Annotated in this window: 20 protein-coding genes; 17 read left to right on the top strand and 3 right to left on the bottom strand. The window is 64.2% G+C overall.

What is annotated here, in order from left to right:
* Positions 1-97 precede the first annotated feature (97 nt).
* Positions 98-643, bottom strand: a complete 546-nt coding sequence (locus tag J1C56_RS07380) for a TetR/AcrR family transcriptional regulator (RefSeq protein ID WP_214387475.1) — start codon at positions 641-643, stop codon at positions 98-100.
* Between the two features lie 150 nt (positions 644-793).
* Here J1C56_RS07380 and J1C56_RS07375 point away from each other — a divergent pair, with 150 nt between their 5' ends.
* From J1C56_RS07375 to J1C56_RS07340, 8 genes are all read left to right on the top strand, one after another.
* Positions 794-1,981, top strand: a complete 1,188-nt coding sequence (locus tag J1C56_RS07375; protein ID WP_214387473.1) for an efflux RND transporter periplasmic adaptor subunit — start codon at positions 794-796, stop codon at positions 1,979-1,981.
* Positions 1,978-5,061 carry an efflux RND transporter permease subunit gene (locus J1C56_RS07370; protein ID WP_214387471.1) on the top strand — a complete coding sequence of 1,028 codons (3,084 nt, stop codon included), beginning with the start codon at positions 1,978-1,980 and terminating at the stop codon, positions 5,059-5,061. The genes J1C56_RS07375 and J1C56_RS07370 overlap by 4 nt, the downstream gene beginning before the upstream one ends.
* Before the next feature lie 125 nt (positions 5,062-5,186).
* Complete coding sequence (locus tag J1C56_RS07365) at positions 5,187-5,783, top strand: ANTAR domain-containing response regulator (RefSeq protein WP_214387469.1); 597 nt, start codon at positions 5,187-5,189, stop codon at positions 5,781-5,783.
* The gene (locus J1C56_RS07360) at positions 5,780-7,015 is read left to right on the top strand and encodes a CmpA/NrtA family ABC transporter substrate-binding protein (protein ID WP_214387467.1); all 1,236 of its coding nucleotides are present in this window, start codon (positions 5,780-5,782) and stop codon (positions 7,013-7,015) included. The genes J1C56_RS07365 and J1C56_RS07360 overlap by 4 nt, the downstream gene beginning before the upstream one ends.
* A 344-nt stretch (positions 7,016-7,359) precedes the next feature.
* Positions 7,360-8,652 carry an MFS transporter gene (locus J1C56_RS07355; RefSeq protein ID WP_214387466.1) on the top strand — a complete coding sequence of 431 codons (1,293 nt, stop codon included), beginning with the start codon at positions 7,360-7,362 and terminating at the stop codon, positions 8,650-8,652.
* Positions 8,653-8,672: 20 nt separating this feature from the next.
* Positions 8,673-11,117, top strand: a complete 2,445-nt coding sequence (gene nirB / locus J1C56_RS07350) for a nitrite reductase large subunit NirB (RefSeq protein WP_214387464.1) — start codon at positions 8,673-8,675, stop codon at positions 11,115-11,117.
* A gap of 5 nt (positions 11,118-11,122) precedes the next feature.
* Positions 11,123-11,452 (top strand): nitrite reductase small subunit NirD, encoded by a 330-nt coding sequence (nirD, locus tag J1C56_RS07345; RefSeq protein WP_214387463.1) that lies wholly within the window; start codon positions 11,123-11,125, stop codon positions 11,450-11,452.
* A 5-nt stretch (positions 11,453-11,457) separates the two neighbouring features.
* The gene (locus J1C56_RS07340) at positions 11,458-14,133 is read left to right on the top strand and encodes a nitrate reductase (RefSeq protein ID WP_246591206.1); all 2,676 of its coding nucleotides are present in this window, start codon (positions 11,458-11,460) and stop codon (positions 14,131-14,133) included.
* 113 nt (positions 14,134-14,246) lie between these two features.
* Here J1C56_RS07340 and J1C56_RS07335 read toward each other — a convergent pair whose 3' ends face one another.
* Positions 14,247-15,098, bottom strand: coding sequence for a MurR/RpiR family transcriptional regulator (locus J1C56_RS07335; RefSeq protein WP_214387461.1), 852 nt, complete (start codon positions 15,096-15,098; stop codon positions 14,247-14,249).
* Between the two features lie 134 nt (positions 15,099-15,232).
* Between J1C56_RS07335 and murA the strand changes: the two genes are divergently transcribed.
* The 9 genes from murA (at position 15,233) to J1C56_RS07290 (ending at position 25,830) form a co-directional block, all read left to right on the top strand.
* Complete coding sequence (murA, locus tag J1C56_RS07330) at positions 15,233-16,489, top strand: UDP-N-acetylglucosamine 1-carboxyvinyltransferase (protein WP_214387459.1); 1,257 nt, start codon at positions 15,233-15,235, stop codon at positions 16,487-16,489.
* Positions 16,486-17,382, top strand: coding sequence for a glucosamine kinase nucleotide-binding domain-containing protein (locus J1C56_RS07325; protein ID WP_214387457.1), 897 nt, complete (start codon positions 16,486-16,488; stop codon positions 17,380-17,382). The genes murA and J1C56_RS07325 overlap by 4 nt, the downstream gene beginning before the upstream one ends.
* Positions 17,383-17,498: 116 nt before the next feature.
* Positions 17,499-18,431 carry an N-acetylmuramic acid 6-phosphate etherase gene (gene murQ, locus J1C56_RS07320; RefSeq protein ID WP_214387455.1) on the top strand — a complete coding sequence of 311 codons (933 nt, stop codon included), beginning with the start codon at positions 17,499-17,501 and terminating at the stop codon, positions 18,429-18,431.
* A 51-nt stretch (positions 18,432-18,482) separates the two neighbouring features.
* Positions 18,483-19,994 carry an ABC transporter substrate-binding protein gene (locus tag J1C56_RS07315; RefSeq protein WP_214387453.1) on the top strand — a complete coding sequence of 504 codons (1,512 nt, stop codon included), beginning with the start codon at positions 18,483-18,485 and terminating at the stop codon, positions 19,992-19,994.
* Between the two features lie 143 nt (positions 19,995-20,137).
* A complete protein-coding gene (locus J1C56_RS07310; protein ID WP_214387451.1) occupies positions 20,138-21,097 on the top strand; it encodes an ABC transporter permease in 960 nt (319 codons plus the stop codon).
* Positions 21,097-21,930 (top strand): ABC transporter permease, encoded by an 834-nt coding sequence (locus tag J1C56_RS07305; protein WP_214387449.1) that lies wholly within the window; start codon positions 21,097-21,099, stop codon positions 21,928-21,930. Before J1C56_RS07310 ends, J1C56_RS07305 begins: the two co-directional genes overlap by 1 nt.
* Position 21,931: 1 nt before the next feature.
* The gene (locus J1C56_RS07300; protein ID WP_214387447.1) at positions 21,932-23,680 is read left to right on the top strand and encodes an ABC transporter ATP-binding protein; all 1,749 of its coding nucleotides are present in this window, start codon (positions 21,932-21,934) and stop codon (positions 23,678-23,680) included.
* A gap of 14 nt (positions 23,681-23,694) precedes the next feature.
* Positions 23,695-24,708 carry a serine hydrolase domain-containing protein gene (locus J1C56_RS07295; RefSeq protein WP_214387445.1) on the top strand — a complete coding sequence of 338 codons (1,014 nt, stop codon included), beginning with the start codon at positions 23,695-23,697 and terminating at the stop codon, positions 24,706-24,708.
* A 3-nt stretch (positions 24,709-24,711) separates the two neighbouring features.
* The gene (locus tag J1C56_RS07290) at positions 24,712-25,830 is read left to right on the top strand and encodes an anhydro-N-acetylmuramic acid kinase (RefSeq protein ID WP_214387443.1); all 1,119 of its coding nucleotides are present in this window, start codon (positions 24,712-24,714) and stop codon (positions 25,828-25,830) included.
* 50 nt (positions 25,831-25,880) lie between these two features.
* Here J1C56_RS07290 and J1C56_RS07285 read toward each other — a convergent pair whose 3' ends face one another.
* A complete protein-coding gene (locus J1C56_RS07285; RefSeq protein ID WP_214387441.1) occupies positions 25,881-26,300 on the bottom strand; it encodes a GNAT family N-acetyltransferase in 420 nt (139 codons plus the stop codon).
* Positions 26,301-26,410 lie beyond the last annotated feature (110 nt).

The raw sequence follows: 26,410 nt of genomic DNA, 5'->3' as shown, positions 1-26,410 counted from the left end.
TATTTTGTGCGGTGGTTGAATCTCATAAACTCGGCGCAACGTACAGTAGGAAAATGGGGCATATCGCAAAAGCCGCGCCCGACGGACAGGCCCGGGCCTAAGAGGTGGCAGCCTCGGCGAGCAGGTAGGTAAGCGCCATGTTGCGCTCGTCATCATGCAATATGTCCATGTCGAAGAGCTTCATGCTGCGCAGGCCCTCTATCACCAGGAACGCCACCATCAGCTTGGCGGTATCTGTTGTTTCCGACTTCAGCCGGTCGAGCAGCTGACGCTTGAAGTCCCTGACAGGATTGAGAAAATCGGGGTCTTCAGCAAGCGCGGCAAGAACGCCGGCCGCTGACGGCTGCTTCTGTTCGCACTCCCGCGCCGACAGTTCAATGTAGGCGGTCAGACTATTTTTGGTAGTGTCGCCGCGCTTTGCCGCCTCCGCCTCGAGCGCATCCTCGAAGCTCTTGAGATAGTCCTGCACCAGCGCCTGCAACAGCTTGGCCTTGGTCGGGAAATTGTACAGCAGACCGCCTTTCGATACGCCGGCACGCTGGGCCACCGCGTCAAGCGACAGGTTGCCCGGGCCGACAATGTCTGCCAGCTCGCTGGCTGCGGTGAGGATTTTTTCGCGAGAGCTTGGTCTGTGGCCCGACATTGTGGTGCCTCCTTGGGATCACATTATCGTGGATTGACAATACCGTCCAGACGGTACAGTAAGCCCGCCGCTCTTGGGTTTTTCAAGAAACAGGTTCACTGTGCATCGCGGCCTCCCGGATGCCGATTCCTTACCGATTGGGGATCTCCTTTGATTAAGCGTCTCATCATCGCTCTCGTATTGCTTGTGCTTGTTTGCGGCGGCATCGTCGGATTCAACATGTTCCGCGACAATGCGATCCAGCAATTTTTTGCTAACATGCCGGTCGCGTCGGTGACCGTGGCGACCGCCAAGGTCGACCCGGCTCCGTGGACGCCGGGCATCGAAACGATTGGCACGGTCAACGCCTCGAAGGGCGTCGACCTGACCGTCGAGCAGGCCGGTATCATCAAGGATATCAATTTCGCGGCAAACCAGCGCGTCAAGCAAGGCGACGTGCTGATCCAGCTCGACGATACGGTCCAGCAGGCGGATCTGGCTGCATCCAAGACCCAGGCGGCACTCGACCAGCAGTCGCTCGACCGCGCCATCGAGCTGCAGCGCCGCGGCGTCGGTTCTGAGGTCGCCCTCGACGCGGCCCGCGCAACGGCATCGACGTCGGCTTCGCAGGTGCAGAAGCTCCAGGCGGTTCTCGACCAGAAGCAACTGCGCGCGCCTTTCTCCGGCACCATCGGCATTCCCAAGGTCGATGACGGGCAGTATCTCGCCCCAGGCACCATCGTTGCCACGCTGCAGGATCTCGACACCATGCGGGCCGATTTTTCGGTTCCTGAGCAGCAGCTTGGCCTGCTGAAGATGGGTCAGCCGGTGACCTTTGGCGTGACCGCCGAAGAGATGCCGTTCAAGGGCGCAGTTGTCGGCATCGATCCGAAGGTCGACCCGCAGAGCCGCCTGGTTTCGGTTCGCGCCGAGATCACCAATCCGGAAGGCAAGCTGAGCCCCGGCCAGTTCGTGCGCGTGCGCGTCGAATTGCCCAGGGAAGACGGCGTGCTGGCAGTGCCGCAGACGGCGCTGACCACCAGCCTCTATGGCGATTATGTCTATGTGGTGCGCCCGGCCGAGGCCAAGCCAGAAGCTGCAGGTGCAACTGCAGCCGCTCCGGCCGAGGCATCGGCCGCACCTGCGCAGCCGAAGGCCGAACCGGCACTTGTCGTCAACCAGGTCTTCGTCAAGGTCGGCCGCCGGTCGGAAGGCCGTGTCGAGATCATCGAAGGAGTCAAGGCCGGAGACGAACTGGTGATCGCTGGCCAGAACAGGCTGACCAACGGCGCCTCCGTCAAGGTCGACAACACGGTCTCGCCAATTACCTCCGCTGACGCCAAGGCGGCCACAAAATGAATTTCTCGGACATCTTCATCCGCCGCCCCGTCCTTTCGACGGTGGTCGCCTTCATGATCCTGCTTCTGGGCTTCCAGGGGCTGTTCAACCTGTCGGTCCGGCAATACCCCGAAGTCGAGGAGACGGTCATCACCATCTCCACCGTCTATCCCGGTGCCAGCGCCGACCTGATCCAGGGCTTCATCACCGCGCCGATCGCCGCTGCGGTGGCGACAACTGAAAACATCGACTACGTGACGTCGCAGAGCCGGCCGTCGTCGAGCACCGTGACCGTGCAGATGGAACTCGGGTCGAACCCCGATACCGCGCTGACCGAGGTCATGTCCAAGGTCCAGCAGGTGCGCGGCCAGTTGCCGAGCGATGCCAAGGATCCGACGATCGTCAAGGGCACGGGCATGCAGTTCGCCATCATGTATCTGGCGATGCAGAACCCGAACATGAGCTCGGAAGAGCTGACCGAATATATCGAGCGCGTCATCCGTCCACGCATGTCGACGATCGAGGGCGTTGCCGAGGTCCAGGTGCTGGGCGCGGCCAACTATTCGATGCGTGTCTGGGTCGACCCGGTGAAGCTTGCCGCACGCGGCCTCACCGCCGCCGAAGTGCTGCAGGCGATCAATGCGTCCAACTTCCTGTCGGCGCCGGGCAAGACCAAGAACGAGTATGTCGCTTACTCGATCACCATGAAGTCGACGCTGCAGACGCCGGAAGCCTTTGGTGAACTGCCGCTCAAGTCTGAAAACGGCAACGTTGTCAGGCTGCGCGATATCGCGCATGTCGAGCTGGCTGCCGAAAGCACCGACACCGTCGTCAACTTCAACGGCGAGCCGGGGACCTTCATCGGCATCTTCCCGACGCCATCGGCGAACCCCCTCAACACGGCGGCGGCAGTCATCGAGGAATTGCCGGCGATCAGCGCCAGCCTGCCCCAAGGCATGACCATCACGATGGTCTACGACTCGACCGAAACCATCAGCGCGTCGATCGACGAGGTGTTCAAGACTATCGCCGAAGCGGTGGCGATCGTCGTCGTCGTCATCCTGCTGTTCCTGGGCTCGTTCCGGTCGGTGCTGATGCCGGTCGTGACAATCCCGCTGTCGCTCATTGGCGTCTGTTTCATCCTGTTGATGATGGGCTATTCGATCAACCTGCTGTCGCTGCTGGCCATGGTGCTGGCGATCGGCCTGGTCGTCGACGATGCCATCGTGGTGGTGGAGAACATCCATCGCCACATGGAGGACGGCATGTCGCCGATGCAGGCGGCATTCAAGGGCATGCGTGAGATCTTCGGGCCGGTGGTCGCCATGACCATCACGCTCGCGGCCGTGTTCGCCCCGCTGATGTTCACCGGCGGCCTTACCGGGTCGTTGTTCCGCGAGTTCGCGGTTACGCTTGCAGGTGCGGTCATCCTCTCCGGCTTCATCGCCGTGACGATCACGCCGATGATGTCGGCGCGCATGCTCAAGGCCGGCAACCACAGCCGCTTCGCGCAGGCCGTCGACCGTACCTTCGAGCGCATCGCCAACCGCTATGAGCGGCTGGTGGCAGGCTCGCTGAAGTATCGGCCGGTGACGTTGCTGATCGTCATCGCCCTTGTCTCCGTGACAGGCTTCATGTTCCTCAAGACGTCGAACGAACTGGCGCCCGAAGAGGATTCCGGTGCGTTGTTCGCGCTGGTGACGGCGCCGCGCTACGCGACGACTGAATACACCAGCATGTATACCGACCAGATCCGCGACCTGACCAAGGATCTGCCGGAGCTCAAGACCAGCTTCTCGATCGTCGGCATGGGCGGCGGCACCAATTCGGGCTTCTCCGTCTGGGTGCTCAAGGACTGGGCCGATCGCACGCGGTCGCAAAAGGAGATCCAGGCCGACATCCAGGCGCGCCTGTCCAAGGTCAGCGGCGTGGAGGCTCTTGTCTTTGCACCGCCGTCCCTGCCGGGTGCCGGTGGTGGCCTGCCGATCTCGATGGTGATCCAGTCGACTGGCGATCCGAGCCAGGTCTTCGAGGTGGCCGAGCAGATCAAGCAAAAGGCGCAAGCCTCCGGACGCTTCATCGTCGTGCAGAACTCGCTGTCCTTCGATGCGCCGCAGGTAACGGTGACCATCGACCGCGATCGCGCCGCAGCCCTCAACCTGTCGGTGCGCGATATCGGCACGACACTGAGCCTGCTTGTCGGCGGGGGTTCGATTGCCGAGTTCGATCGCGATTCGAACAGCTACGACATCATCATGCAGGTGCCGGAAGAGTACCGGAACAACCCGGAGAAGCTCGGCGAGTTCTTCGTCCGCAGCGTCAACGGCCAGATGGTGCCATTGTCGGCTGTGGTGACGATCAAGACCAACTCGTCGCCGGCCTCGATCGATCAGTTCAACCAGCTCAATTCGGCGACGATCGCGGCACTGCCCGTGCCAGGCGTCACCACCGGCGACGGCCTGAAAGTGATCGAGGACATTGCCCGGCCATTGCTGCCGGCCGGCTTCTTCGTCGACTATTCCGGCCAGTCGCGCCTGGAGGCCGAGCAGGGCAGTACCATCCTGATCGCCTTTGGCCTGGCTGTCGTGGTGATCTATCTGGTGCTGGCGGCACAGTTCGAAAGCTTCCGCGACCCGTTCATCATCATGATGTCGGTGCCGCTGTCGATCTTCGGTGCCATCGTGCCGCTCAATCTCGGCCTGGGTACGCTCAACATCTACACCCAGGTCGGGCTGATCACACTGATAGGACTGATCACCAAGCACGGCATTCTGCTGGTCGAGTTCGCCAACCAGCAGCGCGAGGAGCATGGGCTGTCACGCAGCGAGGCGATCATCGCTTCGGCCAAGGTTCGCCTGCGGCCGATCCTGATGACGACCGCGGCGATGGCGCTGGGCGTGGTGCCGCTGATCATCGCCTCGGGCGCGGGCGCTGCGGCACGCTACTCGATGGGCCTCGTCATCTTCTGCGGCGTGCTCGTCGGCACGGTGTTCACGCTGTTCGTGGTGCCGATGTTCTACACCTTCATCTCGCGCAAGGATCTGGCCGCTCACGTCGAAGAGCCTGACGCCGCGCAGATGGCGGAGCCAGCCCATCACTGAGGTGATGATGTGAAATGAAAAGGTCCCGGAGAAATCCGGGGCCTTTTGCTTTCGGCAGGCCCTCCACGGCAAGGCGCCGCATTTTTGCGTTGCACAAAGACAGCCGTCGCGCAAAGAAGAAGAGCATGAAGACCGCCGCGCTCCGGGTACTCGTCATCGACGAAAACCGCATCCGCGCCTCGATCATCGAGGCGGGGCTGCGCGAGGCCGGGCATGAGGACGTCACGCTGGTCCACGACGTGGCGGGCATCGGACAGCGCATCGCCGAGACCAATCCCGACGTCATCGTCATCGATCTCGAAAACCCCAACCGCGACATGCTGGAAAACATGTTCCAGCTTTCACGTGCGGTGAAGCGGCCGATCGCCATGTTCGTCGACCGCTCCGACAGCGCCTCGATCGAGGCGGCGGTCGATGCCGGTGTCTCGGCCTATGTCGTCGACGGGCTGAAGCGCGAGCGGGTCAAGCCGATCCTCGACATGGCCGTCAGCCGATTCAACGCATTTTCGCGGCTGGCGCGCGAACTGGAGGAGGCGCGCAGCGAGCTTGAGGACCGCAAGGTGATCGACCGCGCCAAGGGCATCCTGATGAAGTCGCGCGGCATCTCCGAGGCCGAGGCCTATGCGCTGATGCGCAAGGCGGCGATGAACCAGAACCGCAAGCTGTCGGAGATCGCGCAGAGCCTCGTGACGGCCGCCGGGCTTTTGGGAGACGATGCATGAGCGATGCCCGCTTTGAGATTTCAGCCGGTTTCCTGCCGCTGCTCGACAGCGCGCTTCTGGTTGCGGCCAGGGAGAAGGGGTTTGCTGCGGCCGAAGGCATCGATCTCACCCTGGTCCGCGAGACCTCTTGGGCCAACATCCGTGACCGGCTCGCCGTCGGGCATTTCCAAGTGGCGCATATGCTTGCGCCGATGCCCATCGCCTGCAATCTCGGCCTGACCCCGCTGGCGGCGACCACCGTCGTGCCGATGGCGCTCGGCCTCGGCGGCAATGCGGTCACGGTGTCGAATGCGCTGTGGCATGACATGGCCGCCCATGGCGCGAGCGGCGATCTTTCGCCGCGCGCCGCCGGCGACGCGCTCAGGGCCGTGGTGGCCGAACGCACCCGCTCTGGTGCCGCGCCTCTGCGCCTCGGCGTCGTTCATCCCCATTCGGGGCACAACTACGAGCTTCGCTACTGGCTTGCCGCCTGTGGTATCGACCCGGATGGCGACGTCGAGATCGTGATCCTGCCGCCGCCGCTGATGGCGGATGCGCTGGGCTCGCGCGCGCTCGACGGCTTCTGTGCCGGCGAGCCCTGGAACACCGCCGCCGTTTTGCTCGGCCATGGCCGCGTCGCCACGGTGAAGGCCAAGATCTGGCGTTCCAGCCCGGAGAAGGTGCTGGGCGCCGACGCGCGCTGGTGCGACGCCAATGCCGAAGCGCTCTCGGCGTTGCTTCGTGCCATCCACCATGCGGCGCAGTGGTGCGCGGAGCCAGCCAACCGTGCCGAGCTCGCCGGCATCATGGCAGCACCTGCCTATGTCGGGCGCCCGGCGGAATGGATGCTGCCGGCATTGTCAGGTCATCTAGTTACAGCGGCGGACAGTGTCGTCGATGTCGAGGACTTCTTCGTGCCGCAGGCAAAGGCGGCGACATTCCCGTGGAAGAGCCATGCTTTGTGGTTCTACAGCCAGATGGTGCGCTGGGGCCAGGTGGAGCACTCCGCCGCCAATGCGGCGATCGCCCGCGAGACCTACCGGCCCGACCTCTACCGTACCGCGCTCAAGCCGCTGGGGGCGGCATTGCCCGGTGCCAACGCCAAGGTCGAAGGCGCATTGCCGGCGCCGACGCCGGTTGGATCGGCCGGTGCCAGCCTGGTGCTCGGGCCGGACGGATTCTTTGATGGTGGCCTGTTCGATCCCGACGATCTCGACGGCTACATCGCCGCCCAGCGGAATCTGGCGGGCTGATCAGTCGTCAATTTTGTGCACTGCACATAAAATAGGCATCGCTGTCGCCAGATGATCATCTGTTGATCGCTGGCAGATCGCGATCGAAAACAGCCCATCTTGCATAAGCATCTGAAAATAAAAGCAAACGCCGCGACCGGCCAAACTGGCATGGTTTGTGCGTTGCAATAGGCGAGGCCGAAAGGCCAGACATATCGGCGTCCAATGACGGGCGCCCTAGGCGAAGCTGCCGACCAGACGACCGCGATCCCGGATGTACGGACGCGCGACCCTGGCCGGCAGCTTTTTTGTTTTCGCGATCCAGAAAAGCGCGGCGCCTCCCAAGCCGCACAACGGAGCCGACAATGACTGCAACCCTCCAAGCCGCGCCCAGCCAGGACAATGCTCCGGTCAGGGCGCTTGCCATCTCCACCCTCGCTTTCACCGTCTGCTTTGCCGTGTGGACGATCTTTTCCATCATCGGCGTACGCATCAAGCAGGAGCTCGGCCTGTCAGAAACCCAGTTCGGGCTGCTGATCGGCACCCCGATCCTGACCGGCTCGCTGGTGCGCATCGTTCTCGGCGTCTGGACCGACCGTTTCGGCGGGCGCCTCGTCTACACCGCAACCATGCTGGCGGCGGCCATCGCCACCTTCCTGCTCGCCTTTGCCCAGACCTACGCGCAGATGCTGATCGCCGCCCTCGGCGTCGGCCTCGCCGGCGGCTCCTTCGCCGTCGGTGTCGCCTATGTCTCGCGCTTCTTCCCGGCGGGAAAGCAGGGCACAGCCCTTGGCATCTTCGGCGTCGGCAATGTCGGTGCTGCCGTCACCAAGTTCCTGGCACCCTTCGTCATGCTTGCCGGAGGCTGGCAGGACGTGGCGCTGATCTGGGCCGCTTGCCTCGGCTTCATGGCCTTGGTCTTCTGGTTCGGCAGCGAAGACGATCCCGTCATCCGCCAGCGCCGCATCCACGGCGGTCAGCCAAAGAGCTTCTGGGCCGAGTTTGCACCGCTCAGGAATGTCCAGGTGTGGCGCTTCGGCCTCTATTACTTCTTCTCGTTCGGCGCGTTCGTGGCCCTTGCGCTGTGGCTGCCGCGCTACTTGATCGGCGTCTACGGCTTCGACATCGTCACCGCGGGCATGATCGGCGCAGCCTATTCGATCCCGGCCAGCATCTTCCGCGCCTATGGCGGCATCCTGTCCGACCGGGTCGGCGCGCGCACGGTGATGTACTGGACCTTCGGTGTCTCGGCGATCGCCACGCTGATCCTGTCGCTCCCCACCGCCGACTATGTCGTGCACGGCATCAGCGGTCCGATGTCCTTCCACTTCGAGGTTGGGCCGATCGCCTTCATGGTCGTTGCTTTCGTGCTCGGCTTCTTCATGAGCCTGGGCAAGGCCGCCGTCTACAAGCACATCCCGGCCTACTATCCCGAGAATGTCGGCGCTGTCGGCGGCCTCGTCGGCATGATCGGCGGCCTTGGCGGCTTCATCCTGCCCATCGCCTTTGGCGCGCTCAACGACCTGACGGGCCTTTGGTCGAGCTGCTTCATGCTGCTGTTCGCCCTCGTCGTCGCTTCGCTGGTCTGGATGCACCTGTCGATCCGCAAGATGTCGCGCGAAAGCGCAGGCGAGCCGCTGACTTTCGCCACCCAGTGAAACGGACGGGGACCGATCCTATGACCGAGAGACTTGTCATCATCGGCAACGGCATGGCCCCGGGGCGCATGCTGGAGCACCTGCTGGAGGCCGCACCCGACCGCTACCAGGTCACCATCTTCAACGCCGAACCGCGCGTGAACTACGACCGCATCATGCTGTCGCCGGTCCTCTCGGGCGAGAAGGCCTTCGAGGAGATCGTGATCCACGGCGACGGCTGGTACATCAAGCACGGCATTACGCTGTACAAGGGCCACAAGATCGTCGCCATCGACCGCGCGGCGAAGACCATCACCTCTGATCGGGGCGTGACCGAGCCTTACGACAAGCTGGTCATTGCCACCGGCTCGGTGCCCTTCATCATTCCGGTGCCGGGCAAGGATTTGCCCGGCGTGCTGACCTACCGCGACCTCGATGATGTCAACGCCATGCTGCTCGCGGCGCAGTCACGCGCCAAGGCGGTGGTGATCGGCGGCGGCCTGCTCGGCCTGGAGGCCGCGGCGGGCCTGAAGGAGCAGGGCATGGATGTGACGGTGCTGCACGTCATGCCGACGCTGATGGAGCGCCAGCTCGACCCCGCCGCCGGCTATCTGCTCCAGCGGGCGGTCGAAGCCCGTGGCATCAAGGTCATGACCAAGGCCAACACCAAGGCCATCGTCGGCAACGGAAGGGTCGAGGGCTTGGAACTCGCCGACGGCACCATCATCCCGGCGACGCTCGTGGTGATGGCGGTCGGCATTCGGCCCAATACGGCGATCGCCAAGGATGCCGGCATCGACACCAATCGCGGCATCGTCGTCGATCACGGCATGCGCACCTCCGATCCTGACATCTTGGCGCTCGGCGAATGTGCCGAAGTCGGCGGCCAAGTCTATGGCCTCGTCGCGCCGCTCTACGAGATGGCGCGCGTTGCAGCCAGCCGTCTCGCCGGCGACGAGGGGGCCGGCTTCGTCCACTCCGACACGCCGACCAAACTCAAGGTCACCGGCATCGACCTCTATTCGCTCGGCGACTTCGCCGATGGCGAAGATCGCGAGGAGATCGTGCTGCGCGATGCCGCAGCCGGCATCTACAAGCGCCTGGTGCTCAAGGACAACCGCGTCATCGGCACGGTGCTCTACGGCGAGACGGGTGACGGCGCCTGGTTCAACGACCTCAAGAAGAAGCAGACCGACATCTCGGAGATGCGCGACACGCTGATCTTCGGCCAGGCCTACCAGGGAGGATCGCCGCTGGACCCTATGGCGGCCGTTGCGGCACTTGCGGATGATGCGGAAATCTGCGGCTGCAACGGCGTCTGCAAGGGTAAGATCACCGGCGCCATCACTCAGAAGGGGCTGACCTCGCTCGACGACGTGCGGGCGCATACCAAGGCGTCCGCCTCCTGCGGCTCCTGCACAGGGCTTGTCGAGCAGCTGATGTCGCTGACCCTCGGCGACAGCTACAACCCCACCGCCGTGCAGCCGATGTGCAAGTGCACCGACCTCGGCCACGACGACGTGCGCCGGCTGATCAAGGCCAAGGGGCTGAAGACCATCCCCGAGGTGATGCAGGAGCTTCAGTGGAAGACCTCCTGCGGTTGCGCCAAGTGCCGGCCCGCGCTTAACTATTACCTCGTCTGCGACTGGCCCGACGAATACGCCGACGACTACCAGTCGCGCTTCATCAACGAGCGTGTCCACGCCAACATCCAGAAGGACGGCACCTATTCGGTGGTGCCGCGGATGTGGGGCGGGGTGACCAATGCGAACGAACTGCGCGCCATCGCCGATGTCGTCGACAAGTTCGAGATCCCCTTGGTCAAGGTCACAGGCGGCCAGCGCATCGACATGCTGGGCATCAGGAAGGAAGACCTGCCGGCTGTCTGGTCCGATCTCGGCAAGGCGGGTTTCGTCTCGGGCCATGCCTATGCCAAGGGGCTGCGAACGGTGAAGACCTGTGTCGGTTCGGACTGGTGTCGGTTCGGCACGCAGGACTCAACCGGGCTCGGCATCCGCATCGAGAAGTTCATGTGGGGCTCGTGGACGCCGGCCAAACTCAAGATGGCGGTGTCGGGCTGCCCGCGCAATTGCGCCGAGGCGACATGCAAGGATGTCGGCGTGATCTGCGTCGACAGCGGCTTCGAGATCCACTTTGCCGGTGCTGCCGGCCTCGACATCAAGGGCACCGAGGTGCTCGGACTGGTGAAGCGCGAGGACGAGGCGCTCGAGGTCATCGTCGCGCTGACGCAGATGTATCGCGAGCAGGGCCGCTATCTCGAACGCATTTACAAATGGGCCAAGCGCGTCGGCGTGGCCGAGATCAGGCGCCAGATCCTCGACGATGTTCCCCGCCGTGGGGAATTCTACGAGCGTTTCGTCTTCTCCCAGAAGTTTGCCCAGGTCGATCCGTGGTCGGAGCGCGTCTCCGGCAAGGACAAGCATGAGTTCCGTCCGCTTGCGACGGTCACTATCGCTGCGGAGTGAACGGCATGAACTGGTTTCACATTGGCACTCTCGACGAAATTCCCCTGCGCGGCGCGCGCTGCGTCAACACCCCGCAAGGCAAGATCGGCGTGTTCCGCACGGCCGACGACAAGGTGTTCGCCATTGAAGATCATTGCCCGCATCGCGGCGGCCCGTTGAGTCAGGGCATCGTTCACGGCGCAGCCGTGACGTGCCCGCTGCACAACTGGGTGTTTTCGCTGGAAACGGGCAAGGCGCAGGGTGCCGACGAAGGCGCGGTCAGGACGATAGCTGTAAGGGTCGAGGGCGGCCGGATTTCGCTTGCGTTGGAAATGATCGCAGTGGCCGCCGAATGAATGCGATGGACACGATGCCGGCAGCCGAAGTGAGGACGACCTGCCCCTATTGCGGCGTGGGTTGCGGCGTGCTGGCACGCGTTGCCACGGACGGATCGGTCACCGTCCGTGGCAACCCGGACCATCCCGCCAATCGTGGCAGGCTTTGCTCGAAGGGAACCGCGCTAGGCGAGACGACAGGCCTCGACGGGCGGGTACTGGCTCCCGAGATCGGCGGCCGCGAGGCGGGTTGGGACGAGGCGCTCGGGCTGGTGGCGCAGCGCTTTTCCGAGACGATCGCCCGACATGGTCCGGATTCGGTTGCCTTCTACGTCTCGGGGCAACTGCTCACCGAGGACTATTACGTCGCCAACAAGCTGATGAAGGGCTTTATCGGTTCGGCCAACATCGACACCAATTCGCGGCTCTGCATGGCCTCATCGGTAGCCGGTCACAAGCGGGCCTTTGGCGAAGACATCGTGCCGGGCGTCTACGAGGATTTCGAGCTGGCCGAGCTCGTTGTGCTCGTGGGCTCCAACACCGCCTGGTGCCACCCTATCCTCTATCAGAGGCTGCTTTCCGCGCGGCAGGAACGCGGCACGCGCATCGTCGTCATTGATCCGCGGCGCACGGCGACCGCCGATGAGTGCGACCTGCATCTGGCGATCGATCCCGGCACCGATGTTCTGCTATTCAACGGGCTTCTGGCGCATCTTGGGCGCAGCGGCTTGCTCGATCGGGACTACATCGCCGAGGCGACCTCAGGTTTCCCCGAGGCACTTTCAGTCGCCATGGCCGATGCGCCTTCACCTGAGGCCGTGGCCGCCGGCTGCGGGCTGGCGCCAGCGGAGGTACGGCTGTTTTTCGAGCTCTTCGCGGCCAAGGAACGGTCCATCACCGTCTACAGCCAGGGCGTCAACCAGTCGACACACGGCACCGACAAGGTCAACGCCATCATCAACTGCCATCTCGCCACCGGGCGTATCGGCCGGCCCGGCATGGGGCCGTTCTCGGTGACGGGCCAGCCCAATGCCATGGGCGGCCGTGAGGTCGGTGGACTTGCAAACCAGCTGGCGGCCCACATGAATTTCGATGACCAGGCCGCAATCGACCGCGTCGGCCGGTTCTGGAGAGCTCCTGACATCGCCCGCGCGCCCGGCTTGCAGGCCGTCGACATGTTCCGCGCCGCGGGCGACGGCCGCATCAAGGCGCTCTGGGTCATGGGAACGAACCCTGCCGTCAGCATGCCCGACGCGACGCGCGTGCGCGCAGCACTCAAGGCCTGCGACTTCGTTGTCGTCTCAGATGTCGTCAGAACCGACACGACGCGATTTGCCCACGTGTTCCTGCCGGCTGCCACCTGGGGCGAGAAGGACGGCACGGTCACCAACTCGGAACGGCTGATCTCGCGCCAGCGGTCGTTCCTGCCAATTCCGGGCGAAGCAAGGCCTGACTGGCGCATCGTTTGCGATGTGGCCCGGCTAATGGGCTTCGGCGCGGCCTTCGACTATGCCGGGCCGGATGTGATCTTCCGCGAGCATGCCGCGCTCTCTGGTTTCGAGAACTATGGCGAGCGGCTGTTCGACATTCGCGGCCTCGCCGGTTTGGAGAAGTCGGAATACGAAAGTTTCGCGCCGAGTCACTGGCCTGCGGCGGGCAAGGGAAGCGATGCAACCCGCCTACTCGGCGGGCGGAGATTTCCGACACCGGACGGCCGCGCGCGCTTCGTTGCCGTGCGCCAGGAAGGCGTCGCCCATCCCACCGATGCGCAGCGCCCTATCGGGCTCAACTCAGGACGCCTGCGCGACCAGTGGCACACGATGACCCGCACCGGGCGGGTGCCACGCCTGATGGCCAATGCGCCGGAGCCGGCGGTCGAGATCAATGCGCTGGATGCAGCCCGCAGCGGTTGCGCCGATGGCGATCTTGTCCGGCTGGACAGCCCCCATGGCTTCGCTCGCGCCAGGGTGAAGATCAGCGATGCCCAGAAGCCGGGCCAGGCCTTCCTGCCGATGCACTGGAGCGGCCATTACGCCGCGAACGCCGGAGCGGGGCCGCTTGCCAGCCCGCTATGCGATGCCTTTTCGGGGCAGCCGGAACTCAAGCACGTGCCCATCCGGATCCACAGGGAAGAGATTGCCTGGGCCGGCGTACTGGTGACCAAGCGCGACCTGCGACCGACGGGCTTTGTGCATTGGAGCAGGCGAGCCGTCGATGGCGGCTGGGTCTACGATCTCTGCGGCACCGAAACCCCTGACCAGGGCATCCTGCTCACGCGCCGGTTCCTGGACGCCTTTCGCCGCGAAACGCTTGTCGAATACACCGACAGGCGCGGCCTCAACTACCGCTCGGCAGCCCTAGGCGACGACGGTACGCTGGCCGAGGCGTTGCTCGTAGCGCCGCCCGGCCAATTGCCGCCGCGCGACTGGCTGGTGCAACTCTTGGGATCGCGCCAGCCGCTGTCTCCCGCTGACCGGATGGCGCTGTTGTCAGGGCGCTCGCCGGTTCCGCTACCGTCGATCGGCCGTGTGGTCTGCGCCTGCTTCAATGTCGGCGTCAACCAGATTGCCGATGCAATCTCGAGTGGCAGTTCAAGCGTCGACGAGATCGGCAAGGTGCTGAAAGCCGGAACCAACTGCGGCTCCTGCCGCGCCGAGATCAGGACGATGATCGAAACATCGCGTCTGGTGGCGGCAGGGTGAAGCATGGGTCGCAAGCTGTTGTTGCTGACCAAAGTCCGGTTGCAACTCCCTACCTTCTCAAAACCTAAGAGTGACGCGGCCCGGACATGCCGGCTCCGTGCGGCTCGCCGAGCCTATCTTACCTTGAGCGCTGCGACCGCCGCTTCGCTTCGGTGGATGTGGTCGTTGGCGTCGGTCTGGCGCTGCACGAGCAGGATGAACAGCAGGTCGGTGAGTGCCAGCTGCGCATCGCGGGCGGTGATCGACGACGAGCGGACGTTGTCTTCGTCGCTGACAGAGTGAAGCACGACATCGGCGATGGCGCTCAAGGGATTGTCCCTGAGCGAAGAGACGACCACGACCGATGCGCCACGCTGCTTGGCGAGTTCGGCAATGCGAACCGTTTCTATGCTCGTGCCGGAAAGCGACAGTGCCAGCATCACGTCCCGGGAGCCGAGCGAGGCTGCACTCGCCAGCTGAACATGGCTGTCGCTGTCGTGCAGAACGTTGCGGCCAAGTTTCATCAGCTTGATGGCGAAGTCTCGCGCCACCAGCGAAGAGGCGCTGACGCCGGCAAGGTGGATGCGTTCGGCCCGGTCGAGCAGGTCCAGGACCTGCGTCACTGTCTGCTCGCTGTTTACAGACATTGTCTGCTGCATCGCTGCGAGCTTGCCTGCCACCAGCTTCTGCTGCACGGCGACATAACCGTCGGCGCGGTCGATGCTGCCGTGGACCATGCCAGGCGGGGCTTGCCATTGCTGGGCCTTGGCTTCGCTGACCGCGAGTTTCAGCTGCTGGTAGCTCGGATAGCCCAGTTTCTGCGCGAACTTCACCACGCTGGACTGGCTGCGGCCCGTTTGTTCGCCAAGGGCCACCGACGACAGTCTCAGCATCTCTTCAGGATTATCGACGATGAACTGGCCGATCTGCCGGTCGGCGGGTGCCATGGTGTCGAGCGTCGCGAGGATTTTCGTTAGAACCGACATCACGCTCCTCGAGCTTTCTCATCCAGAAATGAGCGGAATAGAATATTCCACAATAGGTTGACAGAGAAGAATAATCCGATCAACTCTCTTGTCAGTTCGGCCGTTTCGACCGGCTGCTGGACGGATTCTTTGATATGGACAAGTTGCGAATTGTCGGCGGGCAGAGGCTGCAAGGGGCAGTCGCCATCTCCGGAGCCAAGAACGCTGCATTGCCGCAAATCGCAGCGTCGCTGCTGAGCCCAGAACCGCTCCAGTTGACCAACCTGCCAGCGGTGAGCGATGTCGAAAACATGCTCGGCGTCATCGCCCAGCACGGCGCACGGGTCAGCCGGCAGGGCAGCGTCGTCATCATCGATGCCAGCGCCGCCTCTTCCCGCGAAACCAGCTACGACACCGTTCGCAAGATGCGCGCCACGGTGCTGGTGCTTGGGCCGCTGCTCGCCCGTTTCGGCAAGGCCCGGGTGTCGCTGCCCGGCGGCTGCGCGATCGGCGCGCGGCCTGTCGACATGCACATCAAGGCGCTGGGACAGTTGGGCGCCGACATTGGCATCCAGGGTGGTTCGATCGTTGCTTCCGCACCTAACGGATTGACGGGCACGCGCATCGTGCTCGGCTCGCCCTCGGTGGGCGCGACCGAGACGGCGATGATGGCGGCCACCACGGCAAAGGGCGAGACCGAGATCGTCAACGCCGCGCGCGAGCCCGAGGTGATGGATCTCGCCGCCTGCCTCAGCGCCATGGGTGTAAGCATCGAAGGCGCGGGCACGCACCGCATTCTCGTCCAGGGTGGAACCTCCTGGCGCGCGGCCGCCCACCACACGATTCCCGACCGCATCGAGGCGGGAACCTATGCCATTGCCGCGGCGATAACTGGCGGCCAGCTCGAACTCACCAATGCGCGGCTCGAACACATGGCGTCCGTCGTCCAGGTGCTGGAAGCGGCGGGAGTCAGCGTGTGGCCCGGCGATCGCGGCCTGATCGTCTCACGCGATGGCCCGTTGACGCCTGTCGACCTCACGACGGAACCTTACCCGGGTTTTCCGACCGATCTGCAGGCGCAGTTCATGGCGCTGATGTGCTGCGCGCAAGGCGCATCGCTGTTGCGCGAGACGGTGTTCGAGAACCGCTTCATGCATGTGCCGGAACTTGTCCGCCTCGGCGCCAACATCACCTTGCAGGGCACCACCGCGCTGGTGCGTGGCGGCATGCCGCTGCGCGGGGCACAGGTGATGGCCACTGACCTGCGCGCCTCGGTGTCGCTGGTGCTCGCAGCACTGGTCGCCGAGGGCGAGAGCATCGTCAACCGCGTCTACCATCTCGACCGGGGCTATGAGAGCCTCGACCGCAAGCTGCGCATGTGCGGCGCGACCATCGAGCGGCTGCCGGGATGACCGACGCAGTTCGACCTCATTTCTATCTCGGCGTCGATGGCGGCGGCACCGGCTGCCGTGCCCGGATTGTCGACGAGGCCGGCAACGTGCTCGGCCAGGGGCTTTCAGGGCCGGCGACGACAAGGCTCGGCATCGACGTTGCCTGGGCGTCGATGGCCCGCGCCTTTGGTGCGGCCGTCGAGGAGGCCGGCTTTGGCACTGCCGAACTGGCGCGGACCTTCGCCGGGATCGGCCTTGCCGGTATCGGCCGCAAGGGTGCCCTGGAAGCACTGAAGGCGCTCGAGCATCCTTTTGCCGCGATCGATTTCACCAGCGACGGCATGGGGGCCTGCCTTGGCGCCCATTCGGGCAGGGACGGCGCGATCGTCATCGCCGGCACCGGGTCGATTGGCTTGGGTTTCGTCGACGGGCGAGACCTCAGGGTCGGTGGCTACGGCTTTCCGATTTCGGATGAAGGCAGCGGCGCCGACCTGGGGTTGAAGGCGGTGCAACTCGCACTCCGCGCCCATGACGGCCGGCAGGACCGCTCCGCACTTCTGACTGAAGTCATGCAGCGTTTCCACGACGATCCGATGGAGGCGGTGGCCTGGATGGACCGGGCGACTGCGACCGACTACGCGGCATTGGCGCCAACCGTCATGCGCCACGCCGACCAGGGCGACGCGGCCGGCCGGCGCATCGTGCAGGCTGCTGCCGAGCAGATCGATACCATTGTGCGCACGCTGTTCGACAAGGGCGTGCCCCGCGTAACCCTTCTCGGTGGCCTGGCGAGCCCGCTGGAACCCTGGCTTGCGCCCGATGTTCGCCGCCGTCTCAAGCCGGCCGACGGCGATGCTGTTTCCGGCGCGATCATCCTTGCCAGGCGGCTCGACCGGGCTATCTCGATGGAATAATCCATTCCAAATATTGTTGACATGAGGAATATTACATTCTAAAAAGTTAATGAAAGCCTCGAGGGATCCGGCTCGATGAGGCTCATGCAATGACGAGAACCGGGCAGGTGGCGAGCGTGTCAGAACAAGCCTTGATTTCGGAACTGGAGCGGTTGGTTTCCGAGGAGCGGAACCCGCGCACCATGGATATCGACCTGCTGCCGACGGTCGAGGTCCTGAGAAAAATCAACGACGAAGACAAGCTTGTCGCGCATGCGGTCGAGAAGGTCATCCCCGAGATCGCCGCTGCCGTCGACCGTATTACCTGGGCCTTCCGGGAAGGCGGGCGGCTGATCTACATGGGCGCCGGAACCAGCGGCCGGATTGGCGTGCTCGATGCTTCCGAATGCCCGCCGACATTCCGCGTGCCGCCGACAATGGTGGTCGGTCTCATCGCCGGCGGCTACAGCGCCCTGTTGAAGGCTACGGAAGGCGCGGAAGACAGCCAGGCCAAGGGCGCCGAGGCACTGGCCGAAATCAACCTGACTTCGAAAGATGTCGTGGTCGGCATCGCCGCGAGCGGCCGCACGCCCTATGTCATCGGCGGCCTCAACCACGCCAGGAATGTCGGAGCGACCGCGGTCGCCCTGTCATGCAATCCCCAGTCGGCTATCGCCGCTATCGCCGACATCGCGATTTCGCCTGTCGTCGGCCCCGAGGCACTGACGGGGTCGACACGCATGAAGTCGGGCACGGCCGAGAAGCTCGTGCTCAACATGCTGACCACTGCCAGCATGATCGGCATCGGCAAGACCTACGAAAACCTGATGGTCGACCTGAAGGCCTCGAACAAGAAGCTCGTGGCAAGGGCTGCGCGCATCGTCATGCAGGCGACCGAGTGCACGCTGGAAGATGCGCAGGCAGCACTGGTCCAGACCGAAAATGACGTGAAGCTGGCGATCCTCATCGTAATGACGGGGATGAGCCTCGCTGAGGCGCAATTTGCGCTGGAAGGGGCGAGCGGCTTCTTGCGAAAAGCAATCCAGGACGCGAGGCCCGCGTCGATGTGATGCCGGGCGGCCACGATGCCGTGCTGGGAGATGAGATAACGGGAGGATGATATGACAAGCAGATTCAAATATTTCCTTGGGTTGACGACAGCCGCGATGATTGGTCTGTCCGCCATTAGCCAGGCAGGCGCGGCAACGCTGCGCATGGCCTGGGCACAGGATGCGACCGGTCTCGACCCGCACAAGCAGACGGCGTTCTCGTCGCTGCGCCTGCTCGAACTGATCTATGAGCCATTGGTGCGCCTCGACGCTGACCTGAAGATCATTCCCGGCGTTGCGACCAGTTGGGAATTCTCCGACGACGGCAAGCAGCTCACCTTCAAGCTCGACCCGAAGGCCAAGTTCCAGAACGGCGCCGCCGTCACCTCCGCCGACGTGAAGGCATCGTTCGAGCGCATCCTCGACGAGAAGACGGGTGCGGCCAACCGCGCCAACTACCTGTCCATCGAGAGCATCGAAGCGCCCGATGCAGGCACCGTCGTGTTCAAGCTGAAGCAGCCCGACGCTCCGATCCTGACCGCCATGACCGACACCAATTCGTCGATCGTGCCGGCAACTGAAATTGCCGCCGGTACCATCGGCACCAAGGCGATCGGTTCGGGTCCTTTCAAGCTGGAAAAGTGGGACCCGAATTCCAAGGAAGTGCTTGTCGCCAACAAGGAATGGGCCGGCGGCCCGACCGGCGTGGACGGCATTGAAATCAGTGTTCTTCCAGACGAGACCGCGATCCTCGCCGCTATGCGCACCGGGCAGGTCGACTTCGCGCTGCTCAACGATCCATTGATCGCGACGCTCGTGCCCAACGAGCCCAAGCTCCAGCTCAACCGCGCGCCACTGTTGGCCTACCATGTGCTGCAGCTCAACCCGGCGCGCAAGCCGATGAACGAACTCGCCGTGCGCCAGGCGATTTCCTGCGCCGTCGACCGGCAGGCCGTGCTCGACACCGCCTCGCTCGGCGAAGGACGGGTGACCGGGCCGCTGACGATGCCGTTCTTCGCCTCCGATCCGAACTCGCTGTTCTGCTACAAGCAGGATGTCGAGAAGGCAAAGAAACTGATGGCCGATGCCGGCTTTGCCGACGGCTTCACCGCAACGGTGATCGCTGCCACCGGCGAGCCCCCGACAGCGGCGGCCGAAGCTCAGGTGCTGCAGTCGCAGCTGGCCGAGATCGGCGTCAAGCTCGACATCAAGATGATGGAGCTCAATGTCTATGTCGACACCTGGCTCAAGGGCGACTTCGACATGGCGGTGGCGCTGAATGGCGGACGCCCCGATCCCTACACCATGTACAACCGCTACTGGACCAAGAACGGCAACCTGCAGAAGGTTTCCAACTTCGCGGATGACAGCCTCGATGCGCTGCTGCTGCAGGGCCGCGCCGAGACCGATCCGGAGAAGCGCAAGGCGATCTTCGCCGACTTCGACAAGCAGCTTGCCGAAAAGGCGCCGTGGATCTGGCTCTACACCGGCTTTGGTTACACCGCCCAGCAGAAGAACGTGCAGGGCTTCGTTCCGATGCCGACGGGCTCCCTGGTCAGCCTTGGCAAGGTGACTATCCAGTAGCAATGAGAGTTTGGGCGGCGGGCACTCTCCCTGCCGCCGCTCGAAGGCGGTCGCCGTTGAGCCGATGGCGACCGCCAGCGCTGCGAAAGCAGCGCTTTGGCCCACCATTTCAGAACCGATGCACCCGACCTGAGGCGCATGCCATGAATTATGTGATACGTCGCCTCAAGGCCTTCCCGTTAGTCCTGATCGGGGTTTCGGTTGTCGTCTTCGTCGCCATACGGCTGGTGCCGGGCGATTCCATCACCGCGATGCTGGGGACCGAAGCCGGCCTGCTGACGCCGCAGCAGCGCGACTCCCTGGCCATCTATTTCGGCATCGACCAGCCATGGCCCATCCAGTACTGGCGCTGGTTCACCGGTCTGTTCAGCGGCGATCTCGGCATATCGGTAACTTATGGCAAGCCGGTGTTGACTGTCATTCTGGAGCGCTTCCCGCTGACGCTGGAACTGGCCCTGCTGTCGATGCTTATCGCGCTGTCGATCGGCGTGCCCGCTGGGGTTTTTGCCGCCACGCGCAATGAGCGTCCAGCCGACCTCGGCGTGCGCATTGCTGCGATGATCGGCCAGTCGACGCCAAGCTTCGTCGTCGGCCTGATCCTGATCTACATTCTCTCCGCCGGCTTCGGAGTGCTGCCGACGATGGGCATCTTTACGCCGTTCTGGCAGGACCCGCTGGAGAACCTCAGCCAGATGATCCTGCCCGCGGTCACGCTCGGCTGCGCCTTCGCCGCTTCGGTCACGCGCGTCTCGCGCTCGGCAATGCTCGACGTGCTGAGCGACGACTATGTGCGCACCGCGCGCAGCAAGGGCGCGTCCGAGCGCAGCGTGATCTGGCGCCATGCCTTGCCCAATGCGCTCGTGCCAGTCGTAACCTTGAGCGGCATCGAGTTCGGCTACCTGCTTGGCGGCGCGGTCATCGTCGAGCAGATCTATGCCTTGCCCGGGCTTGGCCGCATGGTGCTGGAGGCGATCCTCCAGCGAGACTATGCCCTGGTGCAGGGCGCGGTGCTGTTCATCGCCCTCAACTTCATGATCGTCAATCTGCTCGTCGACCTCGCCTACGCCGCGCTCGACCCCCGTATTCGCCTGGAGGGCCGTTGATGCGTGTCGTGAAGGCCATCTTTTCGCATCCGAGCGGTCGCATCGGCGGCGCCATCGTGCTGCTTTATCTGGTTGTCGCCTTGCTTGGTGCGGTTGGGCTGACGCCGCATGATCCGTTGATGCAGTATCGCATCGACCGCCTGCAGGCGCCGTCGTCGTCTTATCTGATGGGCACGGACCTGTTTGGCCGCGACGTCATGAGCCGTCTGATGAAAGGCGTCGGCCAGTCGTTCACGGTCGCCTTCTTTTCCGTGGCATTCGCGACGCTTGCCGGGACAGTGCTTGGCCTCACTGCCGCCTGGTATGGCAAGCGCTGGGACACGGTGATGATGCGGTTGATGGACGTGCTGCTCGCATTCCCGGCAATTCTTCTGGCGCTGCTGATCGTGACGATCGTCGGCCCAGGCACATGGACCAGCGTCGCTGCGATCAGCATCGTCTACACGCCGATCTTCACCCGGGTCGTGCGTGGTCCGGCCCTGTCGCTCAAGGAGCGCGAGTTCGTCGACGCTGCCCGTACCTTCGGCTCCAGCCGCTCCTATATCCTGACCCGCCACCTTCTGCTCAATCTGGTGGCGCCGCTCACCGTGCAGGTGACATTGGCGCTCGCCTGGGCGCTGCTGACCGAGGCAGGGTTGAGCTTCCTTGGCCTCGGCACCCAGCCGCCGGCCTCATCGCTTGGGCTGATGCTGAGCGACGCCCGCAACCTGATGGAGCAGGCGCCGTGGCTGCTGGCATTCCCGGCTGTCGCCATCATGCTCTCGATCCTGGGCTTCAATCTGCTCGGTGATGCGCTGCGCGACATCCTCGACCCCAAGACGAGAAGGGCGTGAGATGAAGCCGATCCTTTCCATTCGCGATTTGCACGTCAGTTTCGGCCAGGCTGCCGCCGAAAAGGAGGTGGTGCACGGTGTGAGCTTCGACCTCGGCGTCGGCGAGGTGCTTGCGATCGTCGGCGAGAGCGGCTCGGGCAAGTCCGTGACCGCGCTCTCCAGCAATCGCCTGATCGACTATGCCGGCGGGCGCATCACCAGCGGCAAGATCGAACTGCTGCGCGCCGACGGCAGCGTCCTTGACGTCACCAGCGCCGGCAAGCAGGAGCTGACAGGCATTCGCGGCGCCGAGATCGGCGTGATCTTCCAGGAACCGATGACGTCGCTCAATCCGGTGCTGACCATCGGCGCGCAGATCGAGGAATCGTTCCGCCTGCATCGCGGCCTGACCGGCAAGCAGGCGCAGGCCGCAGCCAGGGATGCACTCGAGCGGGTGCGCATTCCAGATGCCGAACGCCGGCTCAAGGCAACCCCCAACCAGCTTTCCGGCGGCATGCTGCAGCGCGTGATGATCGCCATGGCGCTGGCCTGCAATCCGCGCCTGCTTATCGCCGACGAGCCGACAACCGCGCTCGACGTCACCGTGCAGGCGCAGATCATGGCGCTGCTGGCGGAGCTCAAGCGCGAGACCGGCATGTCGATGATCTTCATCAGCCATGACATCGGCCTCGTTGCGGGCATCGCCGACCGGGTGATGGTGATGCAGGATGGCAGGGTGGTCGAGCAGGGCGAACTGAGCCAGATCCTCGACAAGCCGCAACACCCCTACACACAGCATCTGCTGCACGCGGTGCCGCATTTCTCCAGCGGTACAGCCGCGAGAACGGACGGAGCACGGACAACCGCGCCGCTGCCCAAGCCGACGCTCGAGGTCGACGACCTCGTCGTGCGCTATCCGCTGAAGGGCGGCTGGTTCAGCAAGCCGGTTGGCGCGGTGCACGCCGTCGACGGCGTCGCCTTCGACCTGATGCCGGGCGAAACGCTGGCGATCGTCGGCGAAAGCGGTTCGGGCAAGTCGACCACCGCGCGCGCCGTGCTCGGGCTGGTGTCGCCGACGCGTGGCGCATTCTCCGTCGAAGCGCAGGCTGCACGCCCCGGCCAGAGCCGGCTGCCGGTGCAGATGGTGTTCCAGAACCCCTATGCCTCGCTCAACCCGCGCCTCAACGTCGAACAGCTCCTTGCCGAGCCGGTGATCGCCACCGGGCAGCCGATTGACGCCGCCGTTCGCGCCCGGATGGCCGCGCTGCTCAAGCGCGTTGGCCTGCCCGAGGACAGCCTGGCGCGCTATCCGCACCAGTTCTCCGGCGGCCAGAGGCAGCGCCTGTGCATTGCGCGCGCGCTGATGCTCAACCCGTCGGTCGTGGTGCTCGACGAGGCGGTCTCGGCGCTCGACGTTTCGGTCCAGGCGCGGGTGCTCGAACTGCTGGTCGACCTGCAGCACGAATACGGTCTCGCCTACCTGTTCATCTCGCACGACATGGCCGTCGTCGAGCGTATCGCGCACCGCGTCGCGGTGATGTATGCCGGACAGATCGTCGAGATCGGCGATGCGAAATCGGTGCTGTCGGACCCGCAGCATCCCTATACCAGGAAACTGATCGCCGCCGTGCCTACCATCGACCGTCGCAACCAGCATTTCGAACTCGACACCCGCCAGGTGCCGTCGCTGGTACGCTCGGTCGGGTTCGAACCGCCGGCCGCGAAATGGCTTCAACATGGGGCTGACCATAAGGTGCGGGCCGAAGCCTGAGGACAGGACCGAAGATGGCCACCAGCGATTTAGCCCGGCTTCACGAACGTGCCTTCGCACCGCTAACGCAGGCCGTGGAGGCCGGTCGCATTCCGGGAGGCGTATTTGCTATCGTCGACAGGAGCGGCAACAGGATCAGCCGGTCTATCGGCCACGCGCAGCGCGTGCCGTCCGAGCGCCCCATGCGCGAAGATACCTGGTTCGACCTGGCGTCGCTGACCAAGGTGATCTTTACCACTCCGCGCATCCTGGCCATGGCCGAGGCCGGCACCATCGACCTCGACGCACCTTTGACGACAGCGCTGCCGGACCTGCGCCAGTACGACGCCAATGCCTGGGAACGGCAGGTCACCTTCCGACAGTGCCTTGGTCACCAGACGCCGTTTCCGGCGGTCGAGCCGATCTATACCTATGGCCGCGATCCAGACCTGCTGCGGACGTTCATCCTGCAGCGCGAATGGCGAAAGCTGAGCGAGCCAGTATATTCCGACATCAATTTCATTCTGCTTGGTCTCGCCATGGAGCGCTTGTCGGGCAAGACGATCCGCGACATGGATGCCGGGCCGGGCTTTGCCTTTGCGGCCGATCCCCAGCAGTCGGCAGCGACGGAAGATTGCACTTGGCGCCACCGCGTCCTGTCGGGTGAGGTGCATGACGACAATTGCTCGGCGCTAGAGGGCGCCGGCCATGCCGGGCTGTTCGGCACCGCGGCTTCAGTGCTGGACTTCGCGCAGGGCATGCTCGACGGCAGCGCTGCATCGGCTGAAGCGATCGCGTTGATGCGCGTGCCGCTGTCGGACAAGCGCACCCATGGCTGGGAGCATCCTTATGCCGGCTGGTCCGGTGGCGATCGCTGCAGCCCCGGAACGATCGGCCACACCGGTTTCACCGGCACCGGCCTGTGGATCGATTTCGATGCCGGCCGTGCCTGGACTCTGCTTACCAACCGCATTCACCCGACCCGCCATTTCGACAGCGGGATCGTCGATCTTCGCCGACAGGTCGGCGACATCATCAACGGAGCTTGAAACATGAAACCCATCTGGTCGGTCGGGTTGATGACCGGAACCGTTCTCGACGGCAACATCGATGTCGCGCTGCTCAAGACTGACGGCGAACGCATCGAGGCGTTCGGGCCCTATGCGCTGGTGCCGTATGACGCGCCAATCCGCCCGATGCTGGAACAGGCGCAGGCGGAAGCCAGGGTCTGGAATTTCGAGGGGCCGGAGCCTGCGATCTTCGCCAAGGCGGAAGAGGCGCTGACGCGGGCGCAATCGGCCGCCGTCAGGCAGGTCGTCGAGGGTGCCGGCATGACGATGGCCGACATCGGCGTCGTCGGTTTCCATGGCCAGACGGTGCTGCATCGTGGCCCGCAAAAGGGCGGCTTGCGTGGCGAGACCCGACAGCTCGGCGACGGCGCGTTGATGCACGCCATTCTAGGCACCAAGGTTGTCTATGACTTCCGTACCTCCGACATCCGCGCCGGCGGGCAGGGCGCGCCGCTGGCGGCTGCCTATCACGCCGCCTTGCTCGGCACGGCCGGGGCGAGCGGCGACAGCGCCATCCTCAATCTCGGCGGCGTCGGCAACGTGACCTGGTGGGACGGAAAGTCCGATGTCGTCGCGTTCGACACCGGACCGGCCAATGCGCCGCTCAATGATTTCGTCAGGGCGAGGGGATTGGGCGAGATGGACAGGGGCGGCGCGCTGGCTGCCGCCGGAACTGTCGACGAGGCGCGGCTCGTGCGCCTGCTCGAACATCCCTATCTCTCTGCGGCCTATCCCAAGTCGCTCGACCGTTTCGACTTTACGGCATCGATGGCCGACGGGATGACCAACGAGGATGGCGCAGCAACGCTGACTGCCTTCAGCGCGTCCTGCGTCGGCAAGGCGCTCGATCTTCTGCCGCAGCGGCCGAAGAAGCTGTTTGTTTCAGGCGGCGGCCGCCACAACCCGACCTTCATGGCGATGTTGCGCCAGCGGGCAGCCGTCGACGCGGTTTCGGCGGACACGATTGGCTGGCGCGGCGATGCCGTGGAAGCCGAGTGCTTCGCTTTCCTCGCCGCGCGTGTCCTGCGTGGCATGCCGATCAGCTTCCCGAGCACGACAGGCGTGCCACAGCCGATGAGCGGGGGCCGCATCGCCGGTTGACCACCGCATAGGCCGGCACGTTCGGTAGTCCTCGCGCCAGGTCGCGAGGACTACAAGGCCTTCGACAGGAATGTCCGCGTGCGGCCCTTGGGAAAATCGGGCAGTTTGCCGAATGCTTCGTAGCCCTGGCGCTGGTAGACTTTCAGCGCGATGGGGCTGAAGGTGTCGATATAGGCGCCATGGCAGCCGCGCTTGACGGCTTCGTCCTCGGCCGCCTGCAACATACGCGCCGCCATGTTCTGGCCGCGCAGGCTCTCGTCCACCCAAAGCCATTGTATGTAGAGCCATCCCCAGGCGGTGTAGCCGGAAATGCCAGCAAGGAGGTCGTTGCTCTCATTACGCACGGCAACGATCAGCGCCTGCTTTCCGGCCGGTCCGACATCATCGGTATTGAAGGCGCTCAGGCGCTCGCCGATGACCGCGAGCTCATCGGAGGACGGTTCATCGAGGATGGTGATTGAGTGATTCATCGCGGGGATCCAGTGTCGGATCCTTCTAGCAGGAATATGCTGCGGCGAAGCGCGCATTGGCCCGCGATAAAGACAAAAAATCCTGTGCGCCAGGCAGCGAGACGCCCGAC

Source organism: Aminobacter anthyllidis, from assembly GCF_018555685.1.
Taxonomy (GTDB): Bacteria; Pseudomonadota; Alphaproteobacteria; order Rhizobiales; family Rhizobiaceae; genus Aminobacter; species Aminobacter anthyllidis.
This window is presented reverse-complemented; position numbering and strand designations above follow the sequence as displayed.